This window comes from Novilysobacter selenitireducens (assembly GCF_020026895.1).
Lineage (GTDB): Bacteria > Pseudomonadota > Gammaproteobacteria > Xanthomonadales > Xanthomonadaceae > Lysobacter_C > Lysobacter_C selenitireducens.
The window spans coordinates 32,978-53,850 of sequence record NZ_JAINZW010000009.1; the positions used below are offsets into that span (position 1 = coordinate 32,978).

17 protein-coding genes and 1 pseudogene are annotated in these 20,873 nt (G+C 70.7%); 9 read left to right on the forward strand and 9 right to left on the reverse strand.

Features of this window, described 5'->3' with window-relative positions; translation table 11 throughout:
* Positions 1 to 20: 20 nt before the first annotated feature.
* Complete coding sequence (gene speE, locus K6753_RS14110; RefSeq protein ID WP_223677109.1) at positions 21 to 872, reverse strand: polyamine aminopropyltransferase; 852 nt, start codon at positions 870 to 872, stop codon at positions 21 to 23.
* 210 nt (positions 873 to 1,082) lie between these two features.
* Here speE and speA point away from each other — a divergent pair, with 210 nt between their 5' ends.
* Together speA and K6753_RS14120 are read left to right on the forward strand one after the other, a co-directional pair.
* Positions 1,083 to 3,014, forward strand: a complete 1,932-nt coding sequence (gene speA, locus K6753_RS14115) for an arginine decarboxylase (RefSeq protein ID WP_223677110.1) — start codon at positions 1,083 to 1,085, stop codon at positions 3,012 to 3,014.
* A complete protein-coding gene (locus K6753_RS14120; RefSeq protein ID WP_255591895.1) occupies positions 3,011 to 4,048 on the forward strand; it encodes an NAD(P)-dependent oxidoreductase in 1,038 nt (345 codons plus the stop codon). The genes speA and K6753_RS14120 overlap by 4 nt, the downstream gene beginning before the upstream one ends.
* A gap of 128 nt (positions 4,049 to 4,176) precedes the next feature.
* On the opposite strand, the gene K6753_RS14125 is transcribed toward K6753_RS14120, so the two are convergent.
* The 4 genes from K6753_RS14125 to radC all read right to left on the reverse strand — a co-directional run bounded on the left by K6753_RS14125 (position 4,177) and on the right by radC (position 8,226).
* The gene (locus K6753_RS14125) at positions 4,177 to 4,605 is read right to left on the reverse strand and encodes a hypothetical protein (protein WP_223677112.1); all 429 of its coding nucleotides are present in this window, start codon (positions 4,603 to 4,605) and stop codon (positions 4,177 to 4,179) included.
* A gap of 321 nt (positions 4,606 to 4,926) precedes the next feature.
* Positions 4,927 to 5,670, reverse strand: coding sequence for an SPOR domain-containing protein (locus K6753_RS14130; RefSeq protein ID WP_223677113.1), 744 nt, complete (start codon positions 5,668 to 5,670; stop codon positions 4,927 to 4,929).
* A 126-nt stretch (positions 5,671 to 5,796) separates the two neighbouring features.
* Positions 5,797 to 7,482, reverse strand: a complete 1,686-nt coding sequence (gene argS / locus K6753_RS14135) for an arginine--tRNA ligase (protein WP_223677114.1) — start codon at positions 7,480 to 7,482, stop codon at positions 5,797 to 5,799.
* A 69-nt stretch (positions 7,483 to 7,551) separates the two neighbouring features.
* Positions 7,552 to 8,226, reverse strand: a complete 675-nt coding sequence (radC, locus tag K6753_RS14140; protein WP_223677115.1) for a RadC family protein — start codon at positions 8,224 to 8,226, stop codon at positions 7,552 to 7,554.
* Between the two features lie 120 nt (positions 8,227 to 8,346).
* Between radC and coaBC the strand changes: the two are divergent.
* From coaBC to K6753_RS14155, 3 genes and pseudogenes are all read left to right on the forward strand, one after another.
* A pseudogene (coaBC, locus tag K6753_RS14145) lies at positions 8,347 to 9,608 on the forward strand (bifunctional phosphopantothenoylcysteine decarboxylase/phosphopantothenate--cysteine ligase CoaBC).
* A gap of 52 nt (positions 9,609 to 9,660) precedes the next feature.
* The gene (gene dut, locus K6753_RS14150; RefSeq protein ID WP_223677116.1) at positions 9,661 to 10,119 is read left to right on the forward strand and encodes a dUTP diphosphatase; all 459 of its coding nucleotides are present in this window, start codon (positions 9,661 to 9,663) and stop codon (positions 10,117 to 10,119) included.
* 30 nt (positions 10,120 to 10,149) lie between these two features.
* Positions 10,150 to 12,492, forward strand: coding sequence for a phosphomannomutase/phosphoglucomutase (locus tag K6753_RS14155; RefSeq protein WP_223677117.1), 2,343 nt, complete (start codon positions 10,150 to 10,152; stop codon positions 12,490 to 12,492).
* A gap of 110 nt (positions 12,493 to 12,602) precedes the next feature.
* On the opposite strand, the gene K6753_RS14160 is transcribed toward K6753_RS14155, so the two are convergent.
* Positions 12,603 to 13,295, reverse strand: coding sequence for a hypothetical protein (locus tag K6753_RS14160; protein ID WP_223677118.1), 693 nt, complete (start codon positions 13,293 to 13,295; stop codon positions 12,603 to 12,605).
* Between the two features lie 85 nt (positions 13,296 to 13,380).
* Complete coding sequence (pyrE, locus tag K6753_RS14165; protein ID WP_223677119.1) at positions 13,381 to 14,058, reverse strand: orotate phosphoribosyltransferase; 678 nt, start codon at positions 14,056 to 14,058, stop codon at positions 13,381 to 13,383.
* Between the two features lie 133 nt (positions 14,059 to 14,191).
* On the opposite strand from pyrE, the gene K6753_RS14170 reads away from it, so the two are divergent.
* Genes K6753_RS14170 through K6753_RS14180 form a run of 3 tightly spaced genes read left to right on the forward strand, consistent with a single transcriptional unit; the run spans position 14,192 to position 16,682 of the window.
* Positions 14,192 to 15,004: an exodeoxyribonuclease III gene (locus tag K6753_RS14170; RefSeq protein WP_223677120.1), complete on the forward strand. Its 813-nt coding sequence runs from the start codon at positions 14,192 to 14,194 to the stop codon at positions 15,002 to 15,004.
* Positions 15,004 to 16,347, forward strand: a complete 1,344-nt coding sequence (locus K6753_RS14175) for an AmpG family muropeptide MFS transporter (protein ID WP_223677121.1) — start codon at positions 15,004 to 15,006, stop codon at positions 16,345 to 16,347. Before K6753_RS14170 ends, K6753_RS14175 begins: the two co-directional genes overlap by 1 nt.
* Positions 16,344 to 16,682 carry a hypothetical protein gene (locus K6753_RS14180; protein ID WP_223677122.1) on the forward strand — a complete coding sequence of 113 codons (339 nt, stop codon included), beginning with the start codon at positions 16,344 to 16,346 and terminating at the stop codon, positions 16,680 to 16,682. Before K6753_RS14175 ends, K6753_RS14180 begins: the two co-directional genes overlap by 4 nt.
* On the opposite strand, the gene K6753_RS14185 is transcribed toward K6753_RS14180, so the two are convergent.
* Positions 16,667 to 17,860 carry an anhydro-N-acetylmuramic acid kinase gene (locus K6753_RS14185; RefSeq protein WP_223677123.1) on the reverse strand — a complete coding sequence of 398 codons (1,194 nt, stop codon included), beginning with the start codon at positions 17,858 to 17,860 and terminating at the stop codon, positions 16,667 to 16,669. The genes K6753_RS14180 and K6753_RS14185 overlap by 16 nt on opposite strands.
* Positions 17,860 to 19,296 carry a peptidoglycan DD-metalloendopeptidase family protein gene (locus K6753_RS14190; protein ID WP_223677124.1) on the reverse strand — a complete coding sequence of 479 codons (1,437 nt, stop codon included), beginning with the start codon at positions 19,294 to 19,296 and terminating at the stop codon, positions 17,860 to 17,862. The genes K6753_RS14185 and K6753_RS14190 overlap by 1 nt, the downstream gene beginning before the upstream one ends.
* Positions 19,297 to 19,482: 186 nt before the next feature.
* Here K6753_RS14190 and tyrS point away from each other — a divergent pair, with 186 nt between their 5' ends.
* Positions 19,483 to 20,691 carry a tyrosine--tRNA ligase gene (tyrS, locus tag K6753_RS14195; RefSeq protein ID WP_223677125.1) on the forward strand — a complete coding sequence of 403 codons (1,209 nt, stop codon included), beginning with the start codon at positions 19,483 to 19,485 and terminating at the stop codon, positions 20,689 to 20,691.
* Positions 20,692 to 20,873: the final 182 nt, after the last annotated feature.

Consider the following 20,873-nt stretch of genomic DNA (forward strand, 5'->3'; position numbering starts at 1 on the left):
TTGCCGCATCGCGTCCTTGATCAGCCGCCCAGCGCCTGCGCCACGAACGGCGGCAGCGCCTGCGCGCCGCGGTGGGTGTCGGCGCTGTAGTACTTCGTCTCGAACGCCTTGCCGCGGGCATCGCTTTCACGGAACTCGAAGCCGCGGCCGCCCTTGCGCGCCAGCGTGCAGCTCCACCAGCCGGTCGGGTAGCACGGCTGAGGGAAGGGCAGGGTCTGGAAGGCATCGAAGCCGGCCTTGCCCATCTCGGTGCGCATCGCGCGGATCAGGTCGAGCAGCGCCAGCGGCGACTCGGATTGCTGCACCAGGATGCCGTCGTCCTTCAGGGCGCGGTGGCAGCTCTCGTAGAAGGCCTTGTTGAACAGGCCCTCGGCCGGCCCGACCGGGTCGGTGGAGTCCACGATCACCACGTCGACGCTGCCGGCCTCGCAGTTCTTCATGTACGCGATACCGTCGTCGAACAGCAGCTGTGCGCGCGCGTCGTCGTTGGAGTCGCACAGCTCCGGGAACCACTTCTCGGCCATGCGCGTGACCTGCTCGTCGATGTCGCACTGCACCGCGCGCTCCACGCCCGGGTGCTTGAGCACCTCGCGCAGCGTGCCGCAGTCGCCGCCGCCGATGATGACCACGTGCTTGGGCGCGGCGTGGGTGAACAGCGCCGGGTGCGACATCATCTCGTGGTACAGGAAGTTGTCGCGCGTGGTGAGCATCACAGCGCCGTCGATCAGCATCAGGTTGCCCCAGTCGGTGGTCTCGAAGATCTCGATCTTCTGGAAGTCCGACTGCACCTCGTCGAGCTTGCGCGTCACGCGGTAGCCAATGGCCGAACCGGTGGTGTCGAAGTTCTCGTAGTGCCAGGTGGGCTCGGTCATGGGGCGGTCCTGTCGTGGGCGCGGCGGGCGCGGCCCGCGGCGTGGGGGAATGGAAGGGGCGCGGATTGTAGCGAAGCGGGCATCGCGCCCGGGTCACGGGCGTGTGCGGGTGCTTGCGGGGCGCCATCCGCCTGCCGGACGGGCCGCCACCGGGCGTCACCGGGGCTGCCTGTAGAATGCGCCTCCCCCCGACACCCCCGGTCCCCGCCGATGTCCGACTGGTCGATCGATCAGGCCCGCGCCACCTACTCCGTCCCGCACTGGAGCGAGGGGTATTTCGACGTCGACGGCGCCGGCCGGGTGGTCGTGCGCCCGCGTGGCAAGGCCGGCCCGACCGTGGCGCTGCCCGAGGTGGTCGATGCCGCGCGCGCGGACGGTGCCCGCCTGCCGCTGCTGGTGCGCTTCCCCGACATCCTCGGCGACCGCCTGGGCAAGCTGCAGCGTGCCTTCGGCCAGGCGATGGCCGACTGGAACTACGCCGGCGGCTACACCGCGGTGTACCCGATCAAGGTCAACCAGCACCGCGGCGTGGCCGGCACGCTGGCCGAGCGCGGCGCGGCCGATCCCGCGCACCCGCAGGCCGCCTTCGGCCTGGAGGCCGGCAGCAAGCCCGAGCTGATGGCGGTGCTGGCGCTGAGCCAGCCGGGCGGGTTGATCGTCTGCAACGGCTACAAGGACCGCGAGTACATCCGGCTGGCCCTGATCGGCCGCAAGCTCGGGCTGGAGACCTTCATCGTGGTCGAGAAGCCCTCCGAGCTGTCGCTGGTGATGGAAGAAGCCGCCGCGCTGGACGTGAAGCCCGGCCTGGGCGTGCGCATGCGGCTGGCCTCGCTGGGCGCGGGCAAGTGGCAGAACAGCGGCGGCGACAAGGCCAAGTTCGGCCTCAGCCCGCGCCAGGTGCTGGACCTGTGGAAGCGCCTGCGCGACGCCGGCATGGCCGACTGCCTGCAGCTGCTGCACTTCCACATGGGCAGCCAGATCTCCAACGTGCGCGACATCGCCAGCGGCATGCGCGAGGCCACGCGCTACTTTGTGGAGCTGTCGAAGCTGGGCGCGAAGGTGCGCTACATGGATGTCGGCGGCGGCCTGGGCATCGACTACGAAGGCACGCGCTCGCGCAGCTACTACTCGATCAACTACGGCCTGGGCCAGTACGCGTCCAACATCGTGCAACCGCTGGCCGAAGCCTGCGAAGCCAACGGCCTGCCGCAGCCACGCATCGTCACCGAATGCGGCCGCGCGATGACCGCGCACCACGCCGTGCTGGTGGCCAATGTCTCGGAAGTCGAGCGCGCGCCCGAGGGCCGCGTGCCCGACGCCCACGACGACGAGCCGGCGGTGGTGCGCCACCTGCGCGAGATCCACGACGAGCTGGGCGAGCGCCCGGCGGTGGAGCTGTTCCACGAGGCCGTGCACCACCACAACGAAGGCCTGTCGGCGTACGCGCTGGGGCAGATCGACCTGGTGCACCGCGCGCGCATCGACGACCTGTTCTACGCGATCGCACACGGCGTGCGCGGCCGCCTCAGCCCCGGCGAGAAGAGCCACCAGCCGGTGCTGGACGAGCTCAACCAGCGCCTGGTCGACAAGTACTTCGTCAACTTCAGCGTGTTCGAGTCGATGCCGGATGTCTGGGCGATCCAGCAGGTGTTCCCGATCGTGCCGATCGAGCGCCTGGACGAAGCACCCGCGCGGCGCGGCGTGATCGCCGACCTGACCTGCGACTCGGACGGCCGCATCGACACGTACGTGGAAAACGAGTCGCTCAACACCTCGCTGCCGATGCACGCGATGCGGCCCGGCGAGGCGTACCGGCTGGGCTTCTTCCTGGTGGGCGCGTACCAGGAGATCCTCGGCGACATCCACAACCTGTTCGGCGACACCGACGCGGTGGAAGTACGCGTGGACGCGTCGGGCGATGGCTACCAGCTGGTGCAGCAGCGCAGCGGCGACACCACCGACGTGATGCTGGACTACGTCGGCTACGGCCTGGATGACCTGCGCGCGGCCTACCGCGCCCGCGTCGAAGCCGCCGGCCTTCCGGGCGACGAGGCGCAGCGCCTGGCCGCCGCGCTTGAAACCGGCCTCACCGGGTACACGTACCTGGACGACACCCCGCTGGACGAGGCCGAGACCGATTGACCTCCCCCGCCGGCTGCGGCCGGCATGTCGACCCCCGTGCGGCACCGCCGCGGCGGCTCCGGATTCAACCGGGGCCGATCCGCAGCGGTCGGCACGTTGTTCCCTTGGATAACCCCGCGCGGCCCGGCCGCGCATGGCAGGACCGAACCATGACCCAATCGATCGACACGCCCCCCACCCCCCGCACCGGTTTCATCGGGCTGGGCGCCATGGGCGCGCCGATGGCCCGCCACCTGCACGCCCGCGGCGCGCTGGTGGTGGTGGCCAACCGCACCCAGTCCAAGGCCGAGGCGCTGGCGAGTGAGTTGGGCGTGCGCGTGGCGCGCTCGGCCGACAACTTCGCCGACTGCGACGTGGTCGCGTTGTGCGTATCGCTGGACGCGGACGTGCTGGAGAACGTGGCCGCGCTGGCCAAGGTGCTCAAGCGCGGCGCGCTCGTCATCGACCATTCGACCGTGTCGGTGCAGACCGCGCGTCGCGCGGCGGCGATGCTGGCGGTGGAAGGCATTGGCTTCGTCGATGCACCGGTATCGGGTGGCGTCGAGGGCGCGCGCGCCGGCCGCCTGTCGATCATGGCCGGCGGCGATGAAGCGGCCATCGAGCAGGCGCGGCCGGTGCTTGAGGCGTATGCGGCGCGCATCGCGCACATGGGCGACACCGGTGCCGGACAGGCCACCAAGTCCGTCAACCAGGTGCTGGTGGCGGGCATCAACGAGGCCGTGTGCGAAGGCCTGGCACTGGCCGAGAAGCTGGGGCTGGATCCGGAGCGGCTGATCCCGACGCTCATGGCCGGCGCTGCGGGCAACTGGTTCCTCGACAAGCGCGGCGCAACGATGCTGCGCGACGAGTTCACCCCGGGCTTCAAGTCCGCGCACATGCTCAAGGACCTGCGCATCGTGCAGCAGGTCGCGCGCGAGACGGGCATCCGCACCACCGTGCTCGACCAGGCCACCGCCGACTATGCCGAGCTGGTCGAGCGCGGGCATGGCGATGCCGATACCTCGGCGCTGATCCGGTTGAAGCGGGGCGCCTAACCGCCGCGCGCTGAACAGGCGCCGCCCCGAATGAAGCGCGGGACATATTCCACCCCGCGAGCACCGACACGCCGCGCTCGAATTTGTTTCCCCGGGCGGAGAGGCGGAACGCGCGGACGCGTCCCGCGCTACGCGTGTTCCGACACCGTGGCGCGACGCTGTGCCAGCCGCTGCCCGACCCAGGCACCCAGCCACGCCGTGGCCAGCCCCAGCACGATCGCCGTGGCGTTGTAGCGCAGCACGCCGCCGACGCTGCGCATCTGCGCCGGGCTGTCGGGTCCGGCAATCGCCAGCAGCGTCACTACGACCGTCACCCACGTCAGCGCGGTCAGCGCCAGCGCAACCCAGGTGAACCCGCGTCGCGCCACCCAGCCGCCGACCGCCATCGCCACGAACGTCACCGCCAGCGTGACCACCGAGAACGGGCCGAACGGCGTGCGCACTTCGACGCTCCAGTCGGCATCGGCAAGCGACGCGAACAGGTCGAATGCCAGCAGCAGGGCGAGTGCGACCACGCCGCCGGTCAGGGTGCGGGTGTCGAGTCGGAAGGCGGGCATGCGCGGTCCTGATGGGATGGGTGCGCCGAGTCTAGGCAATGGCCTGTCGGCTGTCGCCGCCGTACGCGCGCCAGGGGAATCACCGGGCGCGCCGCGGGGATGGGCGGCATGCGACTTAGCCCAACGTCCACGCGCGTGATGGCTGCCATCGCCGCGATAACCCGCCATTCGTCATCCCGGCGAAAGCCGGGATCCACCTTGACGTTCGCGGTGCAGGGGCAAGGAAGCTACGTCACTGGATCCCCGCCTTCGCGGGGATGACGGCAGGGGGCATGACGCCGTACGCAGGGCGCCTGCGAGCGCCGGCCCGGTCGCCCGCCCTTACTGCACCTTGATTGCCAGCGATTCCAATCCGCCGCTGGACAGCTTGCGCTTGGCCTCGGCCAGGTCGGTGGCGGTGCCGTAGGGCCCCATGCGCACGCGGTAGACGGTCTTGCCGCCGATCTGCGCCGACTCCACGCGCGCACCCAGGCCCAGCAGGGCGATGCGGGCCTTGAGCTCCTCGGCCTGGCCCGAGGCCTGGAACGCGCCGGCCTGCAGCAGGTAGCGGCTGCCGTCGCCGGCACCGGCGGCGGTCGCACTGGCGGGGGCGGCGGCCACCGTCGCCGTGGCGGCGGGCGGCGTCACCGGGGCCGGCGTGGTGTCGACGGGCGCCGGCAGGGGATCCTCGCGCGTGGACTGCGCCTCCTGCAGGGCCTGCAGGCGCTGCTCCTCGGCGCGTTCGGTGGCGGCCAGTTCGGCATCGCTCAGCGGGACTTCCTTGCCGGGCAGCAGGGTGTAGAAGTCGTACTCGCGCTCCTCGTCGGCCGGCGCGGCGTCCGCATCAATGGCCGCACCGGGCTCATCGACCGTGATGTCGTCACCGCCGCTGCTCACGGGCGCGGGCTGCGCGTCCGGGTTGGGCCGCGGCCGGAAGAAGCCGTCGCCGTCGGACTTGAGCAGCTTCGGCGCGGCCAGCACCACGATCACCGTCAGCACGATGCCCAGCACCATCCACGCCCAGCCGGGCAGGCCCTGCGAGCCGGAATTGCGTCGAGCCTGGGTCTTGCCGCGTCGTGCTGCCAAGTGCGTGTCCTCGTGCCGATATCCGGCCGCGAGCGCGCGATCCGGGTGGGTTGCCAAACGTGGGTGCCAGTCTAAGTCAACGTGCCGCCGCGCCGGGGAAGTCCCTGGCGCGCGCGACACGTGCGGTTACATCACCTCGGGCGCGTTCACGCCGAGCAGCGACAGGCCGTTGGCGAGCGTCTGCCGCGCGGCCTGCGCCAGCACCAGCCGCGCGCTGCGCAGGTCGGCGTCGTCGACCAGGAACTGGTGGTCGTTGTAGTAGCTCTGGAACGATTGCGCGAGTTCCAGCAGGTAGGCGGCGACCTGGTGCGGCTCGAGGTCGCGGCCGGCCGTTTCCACCACGTCGGGGTAGCGCAGCAGCGTGGCGACCAGCTCGGCGGTGGCGTCGTCGTCCTCCAGCGGGCGCGACAGGCCCAGCGTGGCGTCGTACGCCAGCCCGCGCTCGGCCAGCTGCCGCATCAGCCCGCACATGCGCGCATGCGACACCTGCACGTAGTAGACCGGGTTGTCGAGCGACTGGCTGCGCGCCAGGTCGATGTCGAAGGTCAGCTGCGAGTCGGGCTTGCGCGCGACCAGGAACCAGCGCGTTGCGTCGCGGCCGGCCTCATCGATGAGGTCGCGCAGGGTGAGGTAGCTGCCGGCGCGCTTGGAGAGCTTCACCTCCTCGCCGCCGCGCATCACCGTGACCATCTGGTGCAGCACGTACTCCGGCCAACCCTGCGGGATGCCCGCATCCAGCGCCTGCAGGCCGGCGCGCACGCGGGCCAGGCTGCCGTGGTGGTCGGCGCCCAGTTCGGTGATCGCGCGCTCGTATCCGCGCTGCCACTTCGACAGGTGGTAGGCGACGTCCGGCACGAAGTAGGTGTAGGTGCCGTCGGACTTGCGCATGACGCGGTCCTTGTCGTCGCCGAAGTCGGTTGACCGCAGCCACAGCGCGCCGCCTTCCTCGTAGGTGTGGCCGTGGGCAATGAGTTCGCGCACGGTTTCCTCGACCTTGCCGTCGGCGTACAGCGAGGACTCCAGGAAGAACACGTCGAAGCCGACGCCGAAGGCACCGAGGTCGTCGTTCTGTTCGCGACGCAGCCAGGCCACGGCGAACCTACGGATCGCGTCGAGGTCGGCCGGGTCCTTCGCGCCGGTGACGGCGTGGTCCTCGAATTCGACCGTGTCGCCGCGCAGGTAGGCGGCGGCGACGTCCTTGATGTAATCGCCGCGGTAGCCGTCGGCCGGCCAGTCGGCGTCGTCCGGGCCGCGGCCCTGAGCGCGCGCCTGCACCGACAGCGCGAGGTTGTCGATCTGCGCACCGGCGTCGTTGTAGTAGTACTCGCGCGCCACGTCCCAGCCGTTGGCGGCCAGCACGCGTGCGATGCAATCGCCGATCACCGCGGCGCGGCCGTGGCCGACGTGCAGCGGGCCGGTCGGGTTGGCCGAGACGTACTCGACCCCGGCGCGGTGGCCGCGGCCGCCGTCGTTGCGGCCCCAGGCCTCGCCGGCCGACAGCACGTCGCCCAGCGCGTGGCGCCAGGCGGCCTCGTTGACGTGGAAGTTGATGAAGCCCGGCCCTGCGACTTCGACCTTGGCGATGGCGTCGCTCGCGGGCAGCGTGTCGAGCAGCGCCTGCGCGATTGCGCGCGGGTTGGAGCGCGCCGGCTTGGCCAGCAGCATCGCCGCGTTGGTCGAGAAGTCGCCTTGCGCACGGTTCTTCGGGCGCTCGATCACGAAGTCGGGCGTGTCGAGGTCGGCCGGCAGCGTGCCAGAGGCGCGCAGTGCATCGATGGCCTGCGCGACGAGGGCGCGGAGGGTGGCTTTCACAGGGGGCCTGCAGGGGGTTTCACGGAACCGCGCATTGTACGCGGTGGCGCCGCGCCGGCCGACCCGCGCTTATACCCAGCCGCGCGCCGCCAGCGACACCGGCGGGCCGTCGGCGATGACGAAGTGGTCCAGCAGCCGCAGGTCCACCAGCGCCAGCGCCTGCTTCAGGCGGGCGGTGACGGCGCGGTCGGCGGCGCTGGGTTCGGGGTTCCCGCTGGGGTGGTTGTGGCCAACGATGACGGCCGCGGCATTGTGGGCCAGCGCGCGGCGCACCACCTCGCGCGGGTGCACCTCGGTGCCGTCGACGGTTCCGCTGAACAGCGCCTCGTAGGCGATGACGCGGTGGCGCGTGTCCAGGAACAGCGCCGCGAACACCTCGTGCGCCAGCCCGCGCAGGCGGTGGGCGAAGTAGCGGCCGGCGGCGGCCGGGTCCGACAGCGCTTCGCCGCGTTCCAGTGCGGCGTGCAGGTGGCGCTGGCCCAGCTCCAGCGCCGCCGACAGGGTGCAGGCGCGGGCGGCGCCGAGGCCGGGCAACCTGGCCAACTCAGCGGCCGGCCGATCCAGCAACCGCCGCAAGGGGCCGTGCGCCGCCAGCAACTCGCGCGCGGTGGTGACGGCATCCCGCCCGCGCAGCCCCGAGCCCAGGAACAGCGCCAGCAGCTCGGCGTCCGACAGCGCGCCGGGGCCGCGGGCCAGCAGTTTTTCGCGGGGGCGTTCGGCTTCCGGCCAGTCTCGGATGTGCATGGGCTGCAGGGCTCGATGGGGCCGCCATCGTCGCCGTTCGCGCGGACGCCGGCGATCGGGCGGCCCCGGGCCTTCGGGTAAGCTAACCGCCGCTTTTCCGGTAGGACTTCGCCCCGCGACATGACCGACGCGTCTACCCCCCAGCCCACCGGGCCGCTGGCCGGCCAGCGCGTGCTGGTGTGCGTCTGCGGCGGCATCGCCGCCTACAAGGCCGCCGAACTGGTGCGCGGCCTGCGCAAGGGCGGGGCGCAGGTGCGGGTGGCGATGACGGACGCGGCGACCCGCTTCGTGGGCGCCACCACGTTCCAGGCGCTTTCGGGCGAGCCGGTCCGCACCTCGCTGTGGGACGAGGCCGCCGAGGCGGCGATGGGCCACATCGAACTGGCGCGCTGGCCGACCGTGGTGGTGATCGCCCCGGCCACGGCCAATACCCTGGCCAAGCTCGCACACGGCCTGGCCGACGACCTGGTGAGCACCCTGTGCCTGGCGACCGACGCGCCGATCGCCGTCGCTCCGGCCATGAACCGGCTGATGTGGGCGCACCCGGCCACCCGCGCCAATATGGACACCCTGCGCGGCCGCGGCGTGCTGGTGCTGGGCCCGGATGCCGGCGACCAGGCCTGCGGCGAGGTGGGCGAGGGCCGCATGGTCGAGCCCGAAACGATCCTGGCCGCGCTCGCCGGCGACCCGGCATGACGGACGCCCGCACGGGCGCGCTGGCCGGCCTGCGGGTCGTGGTGAGCGCCGGGCCGACCTTCGAGGACATCGACCCGGTCCGGTTCATCGGCAACCGAAGCAGCGGCAAGATGGGTTTCGCCGTGGCCGCGGCTGCCGCCGAACGCGGCGCCGACGTGCTGCTGGTCGCCGGCCCGGTGGCCTTGGCGACGCCGCCCGGCGTGCAGCGCATCGACGTACGCTCGGCCGCGCAGATGCACGCGGCCGTGCTCGCCGCCTTGCCGTGCGATATCTACATCGGTGCCGCCGCGGTGGCCGACTACACCCCGCGCGAGGTCGCGCCCGGCAAGCTCAAGAAACAGCCGGGGCAGGACACCCTGACGCTGGAGCTGATGCGCACGCCGGACATCCTCGCCGATGTCGCCGCGCACGCGTCGCGGCCGCGCCTGGTGGTCGGCTTCGCCGCCGAAACCGACCGCGTCGAGCACTACGCCCGCGGCAAGCTCGCCTCCAAGCGCGTGGACCTGATCGCTGCCAACCGCGTCGGCGTGCCCGACGGCGGCTTCGAGAGCGACGACAACGCGCTGACCGTGTACTGGGATGGCGGCGAGCGTGCGCTGGGTCCCTCGCCCAAGAGCGAACTGGCCGGGCAGCTTTTGGACGTGGTGGGCGATCGGCTCGCAGGCAGCGCCCCCGGCTACCGATGAACGCTGCAATCCGCGACAAACACCGACGACTTGCAAGGACCCCGCCGACGTCATGCACCACACGCTCGAACTGAAGATCCTCGACGCGCGCTTCGGCGCCGACTGGCCGCTGCCGGCCTACGCCACCGAAGCCAGCGCCGGCCTGGACCTGCGCGCCGCGCTCGATGAGCCGCTGACGCTGGCGCCGGGCGATACCGCGCTGGTGCCTTCGGGCCTGGCGATCCACCTGGGCGATCCGGGGCTGTGCGCGGTGATCCTTCCGCGCTCGGGACTGGGCCACAAGCACGGCATCGTGCTGGGCAACGGCACCGGCCTGATCGATGCGGACTACCAGGGCCCGCTGATGATCAGCGTGTGGAATCGCGGGCAGGAGGCTTTTACGATGCAGCCGGGGGATCGCATCGCACAGCTCGTCGTGTTGCCCATTGTCCGGGCGGCGCTGCAGGTGGTCGATGAGTTCGAAGCCAGTGCGCGCGGGGCCGGTGGATTCGGCCATACCGGCGTGCGCTGACATCGCGGGACAGCGTTTGGAGCCGCACACATGGTGGACCTGAAAATCGAACGGCCGCAGCTTTCGCTCGACCAGCTCCGGCCGCTGCGACCGGTGGTGATCGCACTGGCGCTGCTGCTGGCGGCCTGGCTGGCGTTCAGCGCCTGGCAGCAGCAGCGCGACGGCGCGCGGCGCAGCAGCCTGACGACGGCGCGCGATGTCGCCGCGCAGTCGCTGGGCTCCTCGCTGTCCAACCAGAAGAAGCGGCTGGTCGCGCAGATGCAGAACCCCGGGTTCATGGCGGCGGTGCGGGCGGGCGAGTTCGACCGCGCCGGCGCGCTGTTGACCGACGGCTGGCCGGGCGCGCAAGGCGGCATGGTGGTCCCGGCCGACCTGGAGGCGACGTACGCCGGCCTCGACCAGGCAGGCACCGGCGGCTATGGCCGGCTGGCCGCGCTGGAAGCCGCGCTGGCCGCGGACGAGGCCGTGGTGTGGATGATGGGCGGCCCGTCCGAGCGGCTGGCCGCGCTGGCCGCGCCCGTCGACGGCGCCGACGGCGAACCGGTGGCCGTGGCGCTGGCGCAACTGCCGCTGGAGCGCCTGGCGGGCGGTTTCGACGCCGCGCCGCTGGGCGACGGCCGTTACCTCGCGTTGCGCCAGGGTAGCCACAGCGTGCTGGAGCGTGGCGATGACTCGCTGGCCGGCGGCGCCGAAGTGATGGCTGTGAAGGTGCCCGGCAGCGAGCTACGCGTCGCCGCGGCGGTCCCGCCGGCCCCCGGCAGCCCGTTCGGCCTGGGGCTGATCGGCACGCTGGCACTGGCGGTGGTCGCATTGCTGGTCGCGTTGCTGGCCTGGCGCCCGCCCAAGCTCAAGCGCGCGACCGCCACCGACGAGGCCGACGCCGAGCCGGAACAGACCCTGGCCGAAAGCATGCAGGCCGAACCCACCCCCACGAAGAAGGAACGCCCCATCAAGTCGTCCAGTACCGAAACCGTCGCCACCGGCAGCAGCCCGGTGGCCATCGACCGCGGCATCTTCCGCGCCTACGACATCCGCGGCATCGTCGGCCAGAGTCTGGACCCGGGCGTGGCCGAGCTCATCGGCCACGCCATCGGTTCGCTGATGCACGAGAAGGGCCTGGTCGACATCGTGGTCGGCCGCGACGGCCGCCTCTCCGGCCCGGACCTGGTCAACGGCCTGGTCACCGGCCTGCGCCGCGCGGGTCGCAACGTGGTCGACATCGGCCTGGCGCCGACGCCGCTGACGTACTTCGGCGCCTACCACCTCAATGCCGGCTCCTGCGTGTCGGTGACCGGCAGCCACAACCCGCCCGACTACAACGGTTTCAAGATCGTGGTGGGCGGCGAGACGCTGTCGGGCGACGCCATCACCGACCTGTACGCGCGCATCGCCGACGACCGCCTGCACACCGCCGACGCGCCGGGCGGGCTGGAGTCGCGCGACATCAGCGAGGACTACGTGCAGCGCGTGGCCGCCGACGTGCAGATCGACCGCCCGCTCAAGGTGGTGGTGGATGCCGGCAACGGCGTGGCCGGCGAGCTCGGCCCGCGCGTGCTGGCGGCGATCGGCGCGGAGGTTACGCCGCTGTACTGCGAGATCGACGGCACCTTCCCCAACCACCACCCCGACCCGAGCGAGCCGGAGAACCTGGCCGACCTCATCAAGATGGTGGCGCGGCTGGACGCCGACCTGGGCCTGGCATTCGACGGCGACGGCGACCGCCTCGGCGTGGTCACGCGCGACGGCCACAACATCTTCCCCGACCGCCTGCTGATGCTGTTCGCCGCCGACGTGTTGGAGCGCAACCCGGGCGCGATGATCATCTACGACGTGAAGTGCACCGGCCGCCTGCCGGGGCACATCCTGCGTCACGGCGGCAGCCCGCTGATGTGGAAGACCGGGCACTCGCTGATCAAGGCCAAGATGCGCGAGACCGACGCCGAGCTGGCCGGCGAGATGAGCGGCCACTTCTTCTTCAAGGAGCGCTGGTACGGCTTCGACGACGGCATCTATGCCGCCGCGCGCCTGCTGGAGATCCTCGCCGCCAGGCCGCAGTCCGCGGCCGAGCAGCTGGCTGCATTGCCCGACGGCGTGGCCACGGCCGAGATCAAGGTCGACGCGCCCGGCGGCAACCCGCATGCGTTCGTGGAGCGCTTCGTCGAGCAGGCCCGCTTCGAGGGCGCCCGGTTGTCCACCATCGACGGCCTGCGCGTGGACTGGCCCGACGGCTGGGGCCTGGTGCGCGCATCCAACACCACGCCGGTGCTGGTGCTGCGCTTCGACGCCGACAACAACGAAGCGATGGCGCGGATCAAGGCCGACTTCAAGGCGCAGATCCTGGCGGTCGATCCGGACTTGTCGCTGCCGTTCTAGTTACTGGTTGCGCCCGTCGCGCTGCACGGGCGCAGCCGTCCCCAGCCCTCGCCATCAAGGAAGGGCTGCGCGGACACGGATGGATCCAGGGCGAAGCTGCAGGCGGGCGGTCAGCCGCCGGTGCTGCCGCTCTCGTCGCCGCCGGTCATGTCGCGATAGCGCTTGAGTGCGGCGGCCAGGTCGCCCTCGACCTCGCGCCGGTTGCGCTTGTGTTCGACCAGCAACGCCTGCTGGCGCATGAGCTCGTCGTGCTGGGTGCGGATGGTGGTCGCAAGGTCCTTGGGGACCTTGTCGCCGCTGAGTTCGGCCTGGCTGGCGCGACGCAGCAGGCTGACCAGGCTTTGGCGCAGGCCCTTGATGCCGTACTCCGACGCCTGCACGGTCTCGTCCATCAGCGTGATGCGGTGCTGGAAAGCACGCCGCAGCTCGGCCTCGCTGTTGTAGGACTCCACCATCGCGACATCGCGCCGCTTGGCGGCCTCCAGCGCCGCCGCTTCGGCGGCGGCCTGGCGCGCGGCCGCCTCGGCCGCGACGCGCTCCTCGGGTGTCATTGCACGGCCCATGCGCGCGGTCGGCAGGCCGCTGCGCGCGCTGATCTCGGTGCGGGCGTTGTCGACCGCATCGGCCGGCAGGGCGTCGCCGCAGACGCGGCGTCCGCCTTCGTCCCAGCAGTACAGCTTCTTCGACGCGGCCGGCGGCTTCGACTGGCGCTGGGCCAGGCCAGTCGCGGGTGCGACCAGGGCCAGCAGCAGCGTCGCGCCCAGCATCGTGCGTGCAGCGGTCGAGGTGTGAGCAGTCGTCATGTCGCCTCCGGTCGTCCCTGATGTGTTCGTGGTGGCCATCTGGAAGGGATAACGCAAGAGTCGGGCCAGCGCCGGCCGCGGTGGATCAGCCGCCGGTGGCGCTGCCGTAGGCCCGGCGATAGGCCATCAGTGCGTCGCGTTGCGCGGCGAGCTCCGAGCGGCCACCTGCGAACGCGAGCAGGTCGTCGAGCCGCGCCACGGCCACCACCGGCAATCCGTGTTCATCCGCGACAGTTTCTGCCGCCGAGCGTCGCGGCACTGTCGAATCCGCCGGCGGTTCGCCGACGATTTCCTGGCGGTCCAAGGCGATGACGATGCCTGCGACCGTGCCGCCCGCTCCGCCGATGATCGCGAGCGCTTCGCGGATGGCGGTGCCGGCAGTGATGACGTCGTCCACCACCAGCACGCGGCGACCGTCCAGCGGTGCGCCGATGAGCTGGCCGCCCTCGCCGTGGGCCTTGGCCTCCTTGCGATTGAACGCCACCGGCAGGTCGCGCCCGCGGCGGGCGAACTCGCACGCCAGCGCGGTCGCCAGCGGGATGCCCTTGTAGGCCGGCCCGAACAGCACGTCGAACTCCAGCCCGGCCGCCTCGATCGCGTCAGCGTAGCAACCCGCCAGCCCGGCCAGCGCGGCGCCGGAATCGAAGCGGCCGGCGTTGAAGAAGTACGGACTGGTGCGGCCGGACTTCAGCGTGAACTCGCCGAAACGCAGGGCCTGGGCGTCCAGCGCCAGTTGCAGGAAACGGGTGCGGTGGTCGGTCATCGGCGTGCGTCTGTCGGGAAGGCTGAACGTGCGGCGCGACCGCCGTCACGGGGGCGGCCATGATAGGCCAGCGCCCGGGGCACGGGCCGCGGGTGCGTTGTTATGATCGCCCGACCCCCGACGCGGAACCTGCATGCGCATCATCAGCTTCAACGCCAACGGCCTGCGCTCGGCCGCCCGCAAGGGCTTCTTCGACTGGTTCGCGCAGCAGGACGCCGACGTGCTGTGCGTGCAGGAGACCAAGGCACAGGAACACCAGCTGGCCGGCCCGGAATTCCTCCCGGAGGGCTACCGCGCCTTCTTTCGCGATGCCACGACGAAGAAGGGCTACAGCGGCGTGGCGATCTACGCCCGGCGCGAGCCCGACGAGGTGCGCACGGAGCTGGGCTGGGCGCCGTTTGACGACGAGGGGCGCTACATCGAGGCACGCTTCGGCAACCTGTCGGTGGTGTCGTTCTACATCCCGTCGGGCTCGTCGGGCGAGTTGCGGCAGGGCTTCAAGTTCGAAGTCATGGAGTGGCTCAAACCCATCCTCGACGGCTGGCGTGCCAGCGGGCGCGAGTACGTGCTGTGCGGCGACTGGAACATCGTGCGCAGCCGCCTGGACATCAGGAACTGGACGTCGAACCAGAAGAACTCCGGCTGCCTGCCGCCCGAGCGCGCATGGCTCAACGGCCAGGTGCACGCCGACGGCGGCAGCGACGGCACCGACCATTGCGCCGACGGCTGGGTCGATGCCTACCGCGCGCTGCATTCCGAGGGCCAGGACTACACCTGGTGGAGCAACCGCGGCGCGGCGCGTGCCAACAACGTGGGTTGGCGCATCGACTACCAGCTGCTGACGCCGGGCCTACGTGAGCGCCTGCAGCGTTGCGCGATCCTGCGCGAGCCGCGGTTCTCCGACCATGCGCCGTTCACCGTCGATTACGCGGGGGCGCTGGGCTGATGGCGACCTCCGCGACCACGGCCACCGCCGACGCGCCCGCCTCCTACAAGGGCTGGCGCGGCATCCGCCGCGCGTTCGGCACGCCCTCGGCGATGACCATGCTGATGCTGGGCTTCGGCTCGGGCCTGCCGTTCCTGCTGATCGCCTCGATGACGCTGTCCACGCGCCTGCGCGACTCGGGCCTGGACCTGGGCAGCATCGGCCTGATCAGCCTCGCCAGCTTCTTCTACCTGCTGAAGTTCCTATGGGCGCCGCTGATCGACCGCTACGCCTTCCCGCTAACGGCGTTCCTTGGCCGCCGCCGCTCGTGGCTGCTCGTGTCGCAGGTGGTGGTGGCACTGGGCCTGGTCGCGCTGGCACTGACGCGCCCGGAACTGGGCGTCGGCCCGCTGGTGATGTGGGTGCTGGTGGCGTCCTTTGCCGGGGCCACGCAGGACGCGGCCGTGGATGCCTATCGCATCGAGATCGCGCCCGTGAAGGCGCAGGCTGCGCTCGCTGCGACCTACACGCTGGGCTACCGCATCGGCCTGATCCTCGCCGGCGCCGGCGCGCTGTACGTCGCCGAGTTCCTCGGCTGGCGCGAGGCGTACCTGGCAATGGCCGCCCTCATGTTGCTGCCGATCATCACCACGCTGGTGTGCCGCGAGCCGGTAGCGCCGGAGTCCACGGTCGAGCGCCGGATCGATTTTGTCGGTGCGTTCTGGCAGCCGTTCTCCAGCTTCTTCTCCACCAACGGGCTGCTGCTGGGGCTGGCGCTGCTGCTGTTCGTGGGCCTGTTCAAGTTTCCCGACCAGGTGATCGGCGTCATGGCCGGTCCGTTCTACCTGGATTCGGGCTACACCAAGGCCGACATCGCCACGGTGTCCAAGCTCTACGGCATCTGGATGGGCATCGCCGGGGCATTCATCGGCGGCATCGCGGTGGCGGCGTTCGGGTTCCGCAGGATGCTGTTCCTGGCCGCAATCGGTGTTGCGCTGTCCAACGTCGCCTTCGTACTGATGGCGCAGTACCCGTCGCAGATCTGGGCGTTCTACGCCGCCATCAGCGCCGACAACCTGTTCCAGGGCTTTGCCGGCGTGGTGCTGGTGGCGTTCATGTCCTCGTTGACCGACCGCAACTTCACCGCGACGCAGTACGCGCTGCTGGTGTCGCTGGCCAACCTGCCGGGCAAGTTCGTCGGCGGCGTGTCGGGTTTCATCGTCGAGGCGACCTCGTACGTGACCTTCTTCGTCCTCAGTGCGCTGACCGTGGTGCCGACGCTGCTGTTGCTGGCGTGGCTGTGGCGGCGCATCCGCGAGCCGGTGGCCGAGCCCGCGGAGCCTGCTGCGGAGCCCGTGGCATGAACGAGCTGACCATCCGCGACATCGGTCCACTCTTGATGGAGCGCATCAAGCGGGTGGCCGATGCGCACGGGTGGAGCCAGCAACATGCGCTGATGCACATGCTGGAAACCGGCCTGTTCGAGTGCGAGGCCGAGCTTGCATCGAAACTGACCGACAGCGACGCGATGGCGCTCAAGGCGGCCATCGCCGCGCTGGAAGGGATCCCCAACGATCCGGGTTTCGCCCGCATCGGCCGCGCCGAGGCGCCCGCGACCAGGGCGCAGCCCGACCAGTCGATCCGCCCGGACATCCTGCCCGATGGCAGCCGTCCAACGTCGGATCAGGACGCCGGGTAGACCACGCCCAGCACGCGCGGGCCCGCCGCGCCGGTCACCGAGGCCATGTTGCCCGGACGGCCCATGACCGCCTGCCGCGCCAGCCATGCGAACGCGGCCGCTTCGACGAAGTCCGGATCCAGCCCGTGCAGCGCGGTCGATTCCACCGCCACGCCGGGCAGCAACGCCGCGATCCGTGCCAGCAACCCCGCATTGCGCACGCCACCGCCGCACGCCAGCACGCGGCGCGTTGTCGGCTGGTGCGCGCGCAGCGCGTCGACCACGGTGGTGGCGCTCAGCTCCAACAGCGTCGCCTGCACGTCCTGCGGGCGCTCGCTGCCATGCAGGTGGCGTTGCAGCCAGTCGAGGTGGAAGTGCTCGCGGCCCGTGCTCTTGGGCGGCGGCAGCGCGAAATAGGGGTCGCTGCGCAGGCGCGCGAGCAGTGCGAGGTCCGGTGCGCCCGTGCTGGCCCACGCCCCGTCCGCATCGAACGGCTGCCCGAGGTGGCGCTCGCACCACGCGTCCATCAGTGCGTTGGCCGGTCCGGTGTCGAAGCCGCGCACGTCGCCCTGGCGCGGCAGCAGCGTGAAGTTGGCGATCCCGCCCAGGTTGAGCGCCGCGCGGTCCTCGTCGGGCGAATGCAGTAACGCGGCATGGAAGGCCGGCACCAGCGGCGCGCCGTGGCCGCCGGCGGCGACGTCGCGGCGCCGGAAGTCGGCCACCGTGGCGATGCCGGTGCGCTCGGCGATGACGTGCGCGTCGCCGAGCTGGATCGTGAAAGGATGCCGGCCGTCGAAGCGCGCGCCCTCGGGCCGGTGGCGCAGCGTCTGGCCGTGCGAGCCGATCGCGCGCACGTGCGCCGCGGTGAGTCCGGCATCGCGCACCAGTGACGCGGCGGCCTCGGCGAACGCCTCGCCCAGGCGCGTATCGAGCGTGCCAAGTTCGTCCAGTGAATCCAGCGAGCCGCCCTGGCCCAGCACGACGAGCCGCCGACGCAGGTCGTCCGGCCAAGGCGTGGTGCGTGCGTGCAGGACCTCGCACTGCAGCGCGCCACCGGCGTCGTCGAACCGGACCAGTGCGGCATCGATGCCGTCGGCGCTGGTGCCGGAGATCAGGCCGACGAACAGCCCGGGGCCAACGAAAAACCCGCCTGTTTCAGGCGGGTCATCGTGCTGCACAGGAGGCGACGCGGTCGCCATTACGCCTTCGGGCGTTCGGGCTTGGCCGGCTCGGCTTCTGGTGCCGGTTCGGCCTTCGCGAGGCGGGCGTTGTCCATGCGCTGCAGCTGGGCCAGTGCCGGCGCCATCTGCGCCCGGAAGGCGACCAGGTCGGCGCCCTTCAGCGGTTCCGGCGGCGGCATCGTCACCGACAGCGGGTTGCGGTGCACGCCGTTGACGCGGAATTCGTAGTGCAGGTGCGGGCCGGTGGACAGGCCGGAGCTGCCGACGTAACCGATGGTCTCGCCCTGGCGCACGCGCTGGCCGGCCTTGTACTTGCCGAAACGCGACATGTGCGCGTACAGCGTGGTGTGGCCGCGGCCATGGTCGAGGATGACGGCGCGGCCGTAGCCGCCACGCCAACCGGCGAACTGCACGCGTGCATCGCCGGCGGCCATGATCGGCGTGCCCGACGGGGCGCCGTAATCCACGCCCTTGTGCATGCGCACCTTGCCCGCCACCGGATGGCGGCGCGAGCCGAAGCCGGAGGTCAGCCTCGCGTACTGGATCGGCATGCGGATGAAGCTCTTCTTCAACGGCCGGCCTTCGGCGGTGAAGTACTCGGCCTTGCCGTCGCGCTCGAAGCGGAAGCCCGAATAGGTCTTGCCGCCGGTGGTGAAGGTCGCCGCACGGATCGCGCCGGTGCCGACGCGCTCGCCTTCGCGCCACACCTCGTCGTACACCACGCTGAAGTGGTCGCCCTTCTGCGTATCCTTGAAGTCGATGTCGTACTGGAAGATCTGGTCGGTCATCGTCGAGATCGCCGCCGGCGACAGCCCGGCCTTGCGAGCGGCGACGTACAGCGAGCTGTGGATCTCTCCGCTGACGACCTGGGTGCGGGTCTGCGTCGGGCGCTCGGTGACGGTCTCGGTGATCGCATCCGGGCCGATGCGCAGTTCCACACGCTGGTGTTCGCCGCGCTCGAAACGGATCGCGCGCAGCCCGCCGTTCACGGGCAGGTCGAATGCGAGTTCGGCGCCCGGGCGAAGCCGCGTCAGCGTGTCCTGCGCACCTGGGTGCTCGAGGATGCGGTACATCGTGGTGGCCGGGATATCGAGCGACTCGAACAGCGTGCCCAGGGTCTGGCCCTTCTCGACCGTGACGACTTCCCAGCTGTCCACCGGCTGGCGCTTGCGCGACACCGGCAGCGGCGGCAAGGCCAGCGCCATCGACTGGCGAGGCGTGTGCGCGGGGTCGCCCATCGGCGCATCGAACCCGGGCACGATAGCGGCCACCAGCATGCCGATGGTGGCGACCAGGCTGGCCTGCGCCCACTGGCGGCGTGTCCAGCGGCCATTGAAACCATCGGAAATGTGGCGTGCCAGGACCGGGCGCTTGATCGCCGCCTCGCGCAGGGACTGCAGTCGCTCGCGCCGCGAGGGCACGGTCGGTGCGGTTCCGGAATCAAGCGTCGTCATGCAGTGTCCCCCTGGGCAACTGGGTGTGAAGGCTTTGTAGCGGCGTTACCATAGTGACGCGAGCAACGTGCGTCAAACCTTTGACATGAATAGGATTTTTCGCGCGCCTAGCTCTTAACTCCGTCTTAACTCCATTCATGTCCGACGTCGCAGTTTCAGGCGCCGGACCCTGCTTCGAGACCCCCTGTGTCCGTCCAAGACTCCCTCGATCTGATCGGCCGTGGCGCCGACGAAGTGCTCAAGACCGATGAGCTGCGCGAGCGCCTCGCCTCCGGTCGTCCCCTGCGGATCAAGGCCGGCTTCGACCCCACCGCGCCGGACCTGCACCTGGGCCACACCGTGCTGCTCAACAAGATGCGGCAGTTCCAGGACCTGGGGCATGAGGTCACGTTCCTGATCGGCGACTTCACCGGGATGATCGGCGACCCCACCGGCAAGAACGTCACCCGCAAGCCGCTGACCCGCGAGGACGTGGAAGCCAACGCCCGCACGTACTCCGACCAGGTCTTCAAGGTGCTCGACCCGCAGCGCACGCGCGTGCGCTTCAACTCCGAGTGGTTCGGCCGCATGGGCGCGGCCGACATGATCAAGCTGGCGGCGACGCATACAGTGGCGCGCATGCTGGAGCGCGACGACTTCGCCAAGCGCTACACCGCGCAGCAGCCGATCGCGATCCACGAGTTCCTCTACCCGCTGGTGCAGGGCTACGACTCGGTGGCGCTGGAGGCGGATGTCGAGCTCGGCGGCACCGACCAGAAGTTCAACCTGCTGATGGGCCGCGCGCTGCAGGAGCACCACGGCCAGCGACCGCAGGTCGTGCTGACCATGCCGCTGCTGGAAGGCCTCGACGGCGTGCAGAAGATGAGCAAGTCGCTGGGCAACTACATCGGCATCAACGAGCCGGCGATCGACATCGTCACCAAGACGATGAAGGTCGATGACGCATTGATGTGGCGCTGGATCGAACTGCTCAGCTTCGACATCTCGATGGCGGAAGCCGCGACGTTGCGCATCGACATCGAGGCGGGCCAGCTCAACCCGCGCGACCTCAAGTTGCGCCTGGCGCGCGAACTGGCCGCCCGCTTCCACGGTGGGCCTGCGGCCGAACAGGCGGTGGCCGGCTGGAACGCGGCCGTGCGAGGCCAGGGCGACACGGCGCAGTTGCCGTTGAACGACGTGGCGGTGCCGGCCGATGGAATTCGCATCGCCGCGCTGCTCACGGCAGCAGGCCTTACGCCGAGCAATTCGGAAGCCAACCGCAAGCTGCGCGAGCGCGCCGTGCGTATCGATGGCACGGTCTTGGAGGATGCGCAGCTCACGCTGGCACCGGGTTTCGAAGGCGTGTTGGCGGTGGGCAAGCGCACGTTTGCGCGCGTTCGACTGGTCGCTGCCTGAATCATCGGCATCGCCGCAAAAAAATTTTCGCGTGCCCCCTTCCCAAGTGTGAAGCGCATGTGCACAATGCGCGGCCCTGCTGAGGGGGTGGCCTTGAGGGGCTGCCGAATCGGCGGGGGATCTGAAGCAGAAAGCGTGTCGAGAAGGTGTTGACGGCCCGGAAATCTGCTGTAAGATGTGCG

Excerpts from the sequence above, each read along its gene's own strand:
- K6753_RS14190 (WP_223677124.1), bottom strand. The coding sequence starts at position 19,296 with ATGACGACGCTTGATTCCGGAACCGCACCGACCGTGCCCTCGCGGCGC.
- radC (WP_223677115.1), bottom strand. The coding sequence starts at position 8,226 with ATGCACATCCGAGACTGGCCGGAAGCCGAACGCCCCCGCGAAAAACTG.
- K6753_RS14125 (WP_223677112.1), bottom strand. The coding sequence starts at position 4,605 with ATGCCCGCCTTCCGACTCGACACCCGCACCCTGACCGGCGGCGTGGTC.
- K6753_RS14175 (WP_223677121.1), top strand. The coding sequence starts at position 15,004 with ATGGCGACCTCCGCGACCACGGCCACCGCCGACGCGCCCGCCTCCTAC.
- K6753_RS14155 (WP_223677117.1), top strand. The coding sequence starts at position 10,150 with ATGGTGGACCTGAAAATCGAACGGCCGCAGCTTTCGCTCGACCAGCTC.
- speA (WP_223677110.1), top strand. The coding sequence starts at position 1,083 with ATGTCCGACTGGTCGATCGATCAGGCCCGCGCCACCTACTCCGTCCCG.
- K6753_RS14170 (WP_223677120.1), top strand. The coding sequence starts at position 14,192 with ATGCGCATCATCAGCTTCAACGCCAACGGCCTGCGCTCGGCCGCCCGC.
- dut (WP_223677116.1), top strand. The coding sequence starts at position 9,661 with ATGCACCACACGCTCGAACTGAAGATCCTCGACGCGCGCTTCGGCGCC.
- K6753_RS14185 (WP_223677123.1), bottom strand. The coding sequence starts at position 17,860 with ATGGCGACCGCGTCGCCTCCTGTGCAGCACGATGACCCGCCTGAAACA.
- speE (WP_223677109.1), bottom strand. The coding sequence starts at position 872 with ATGACCGAGCCCACCTGGCACTACGAGAACTTCGACACCACCGGTTCG.
- K6753_RS14160 (WP_223677118.1), bottom strand. The coding sequence starts at position 13,295 with ATGACGACTGCTCACACCTCGACCGCTGCACGCACGATGCTGGGCGCG.
- pyrE (WP_223677119.1), bottom strand. The coding sequence starts at position 14,058 with ATGACCGACCACCGCACCCGTTTCCTGCAACTGGCGCTGGACGCCCAG.
- K6753_RS14180 (WP_223677122.1), top strand. The coding sequence starts at position 16,344 with ATGAACGAGCTGACCATCCGCGACATCGGTCCACTCTTGATGGAGCGC.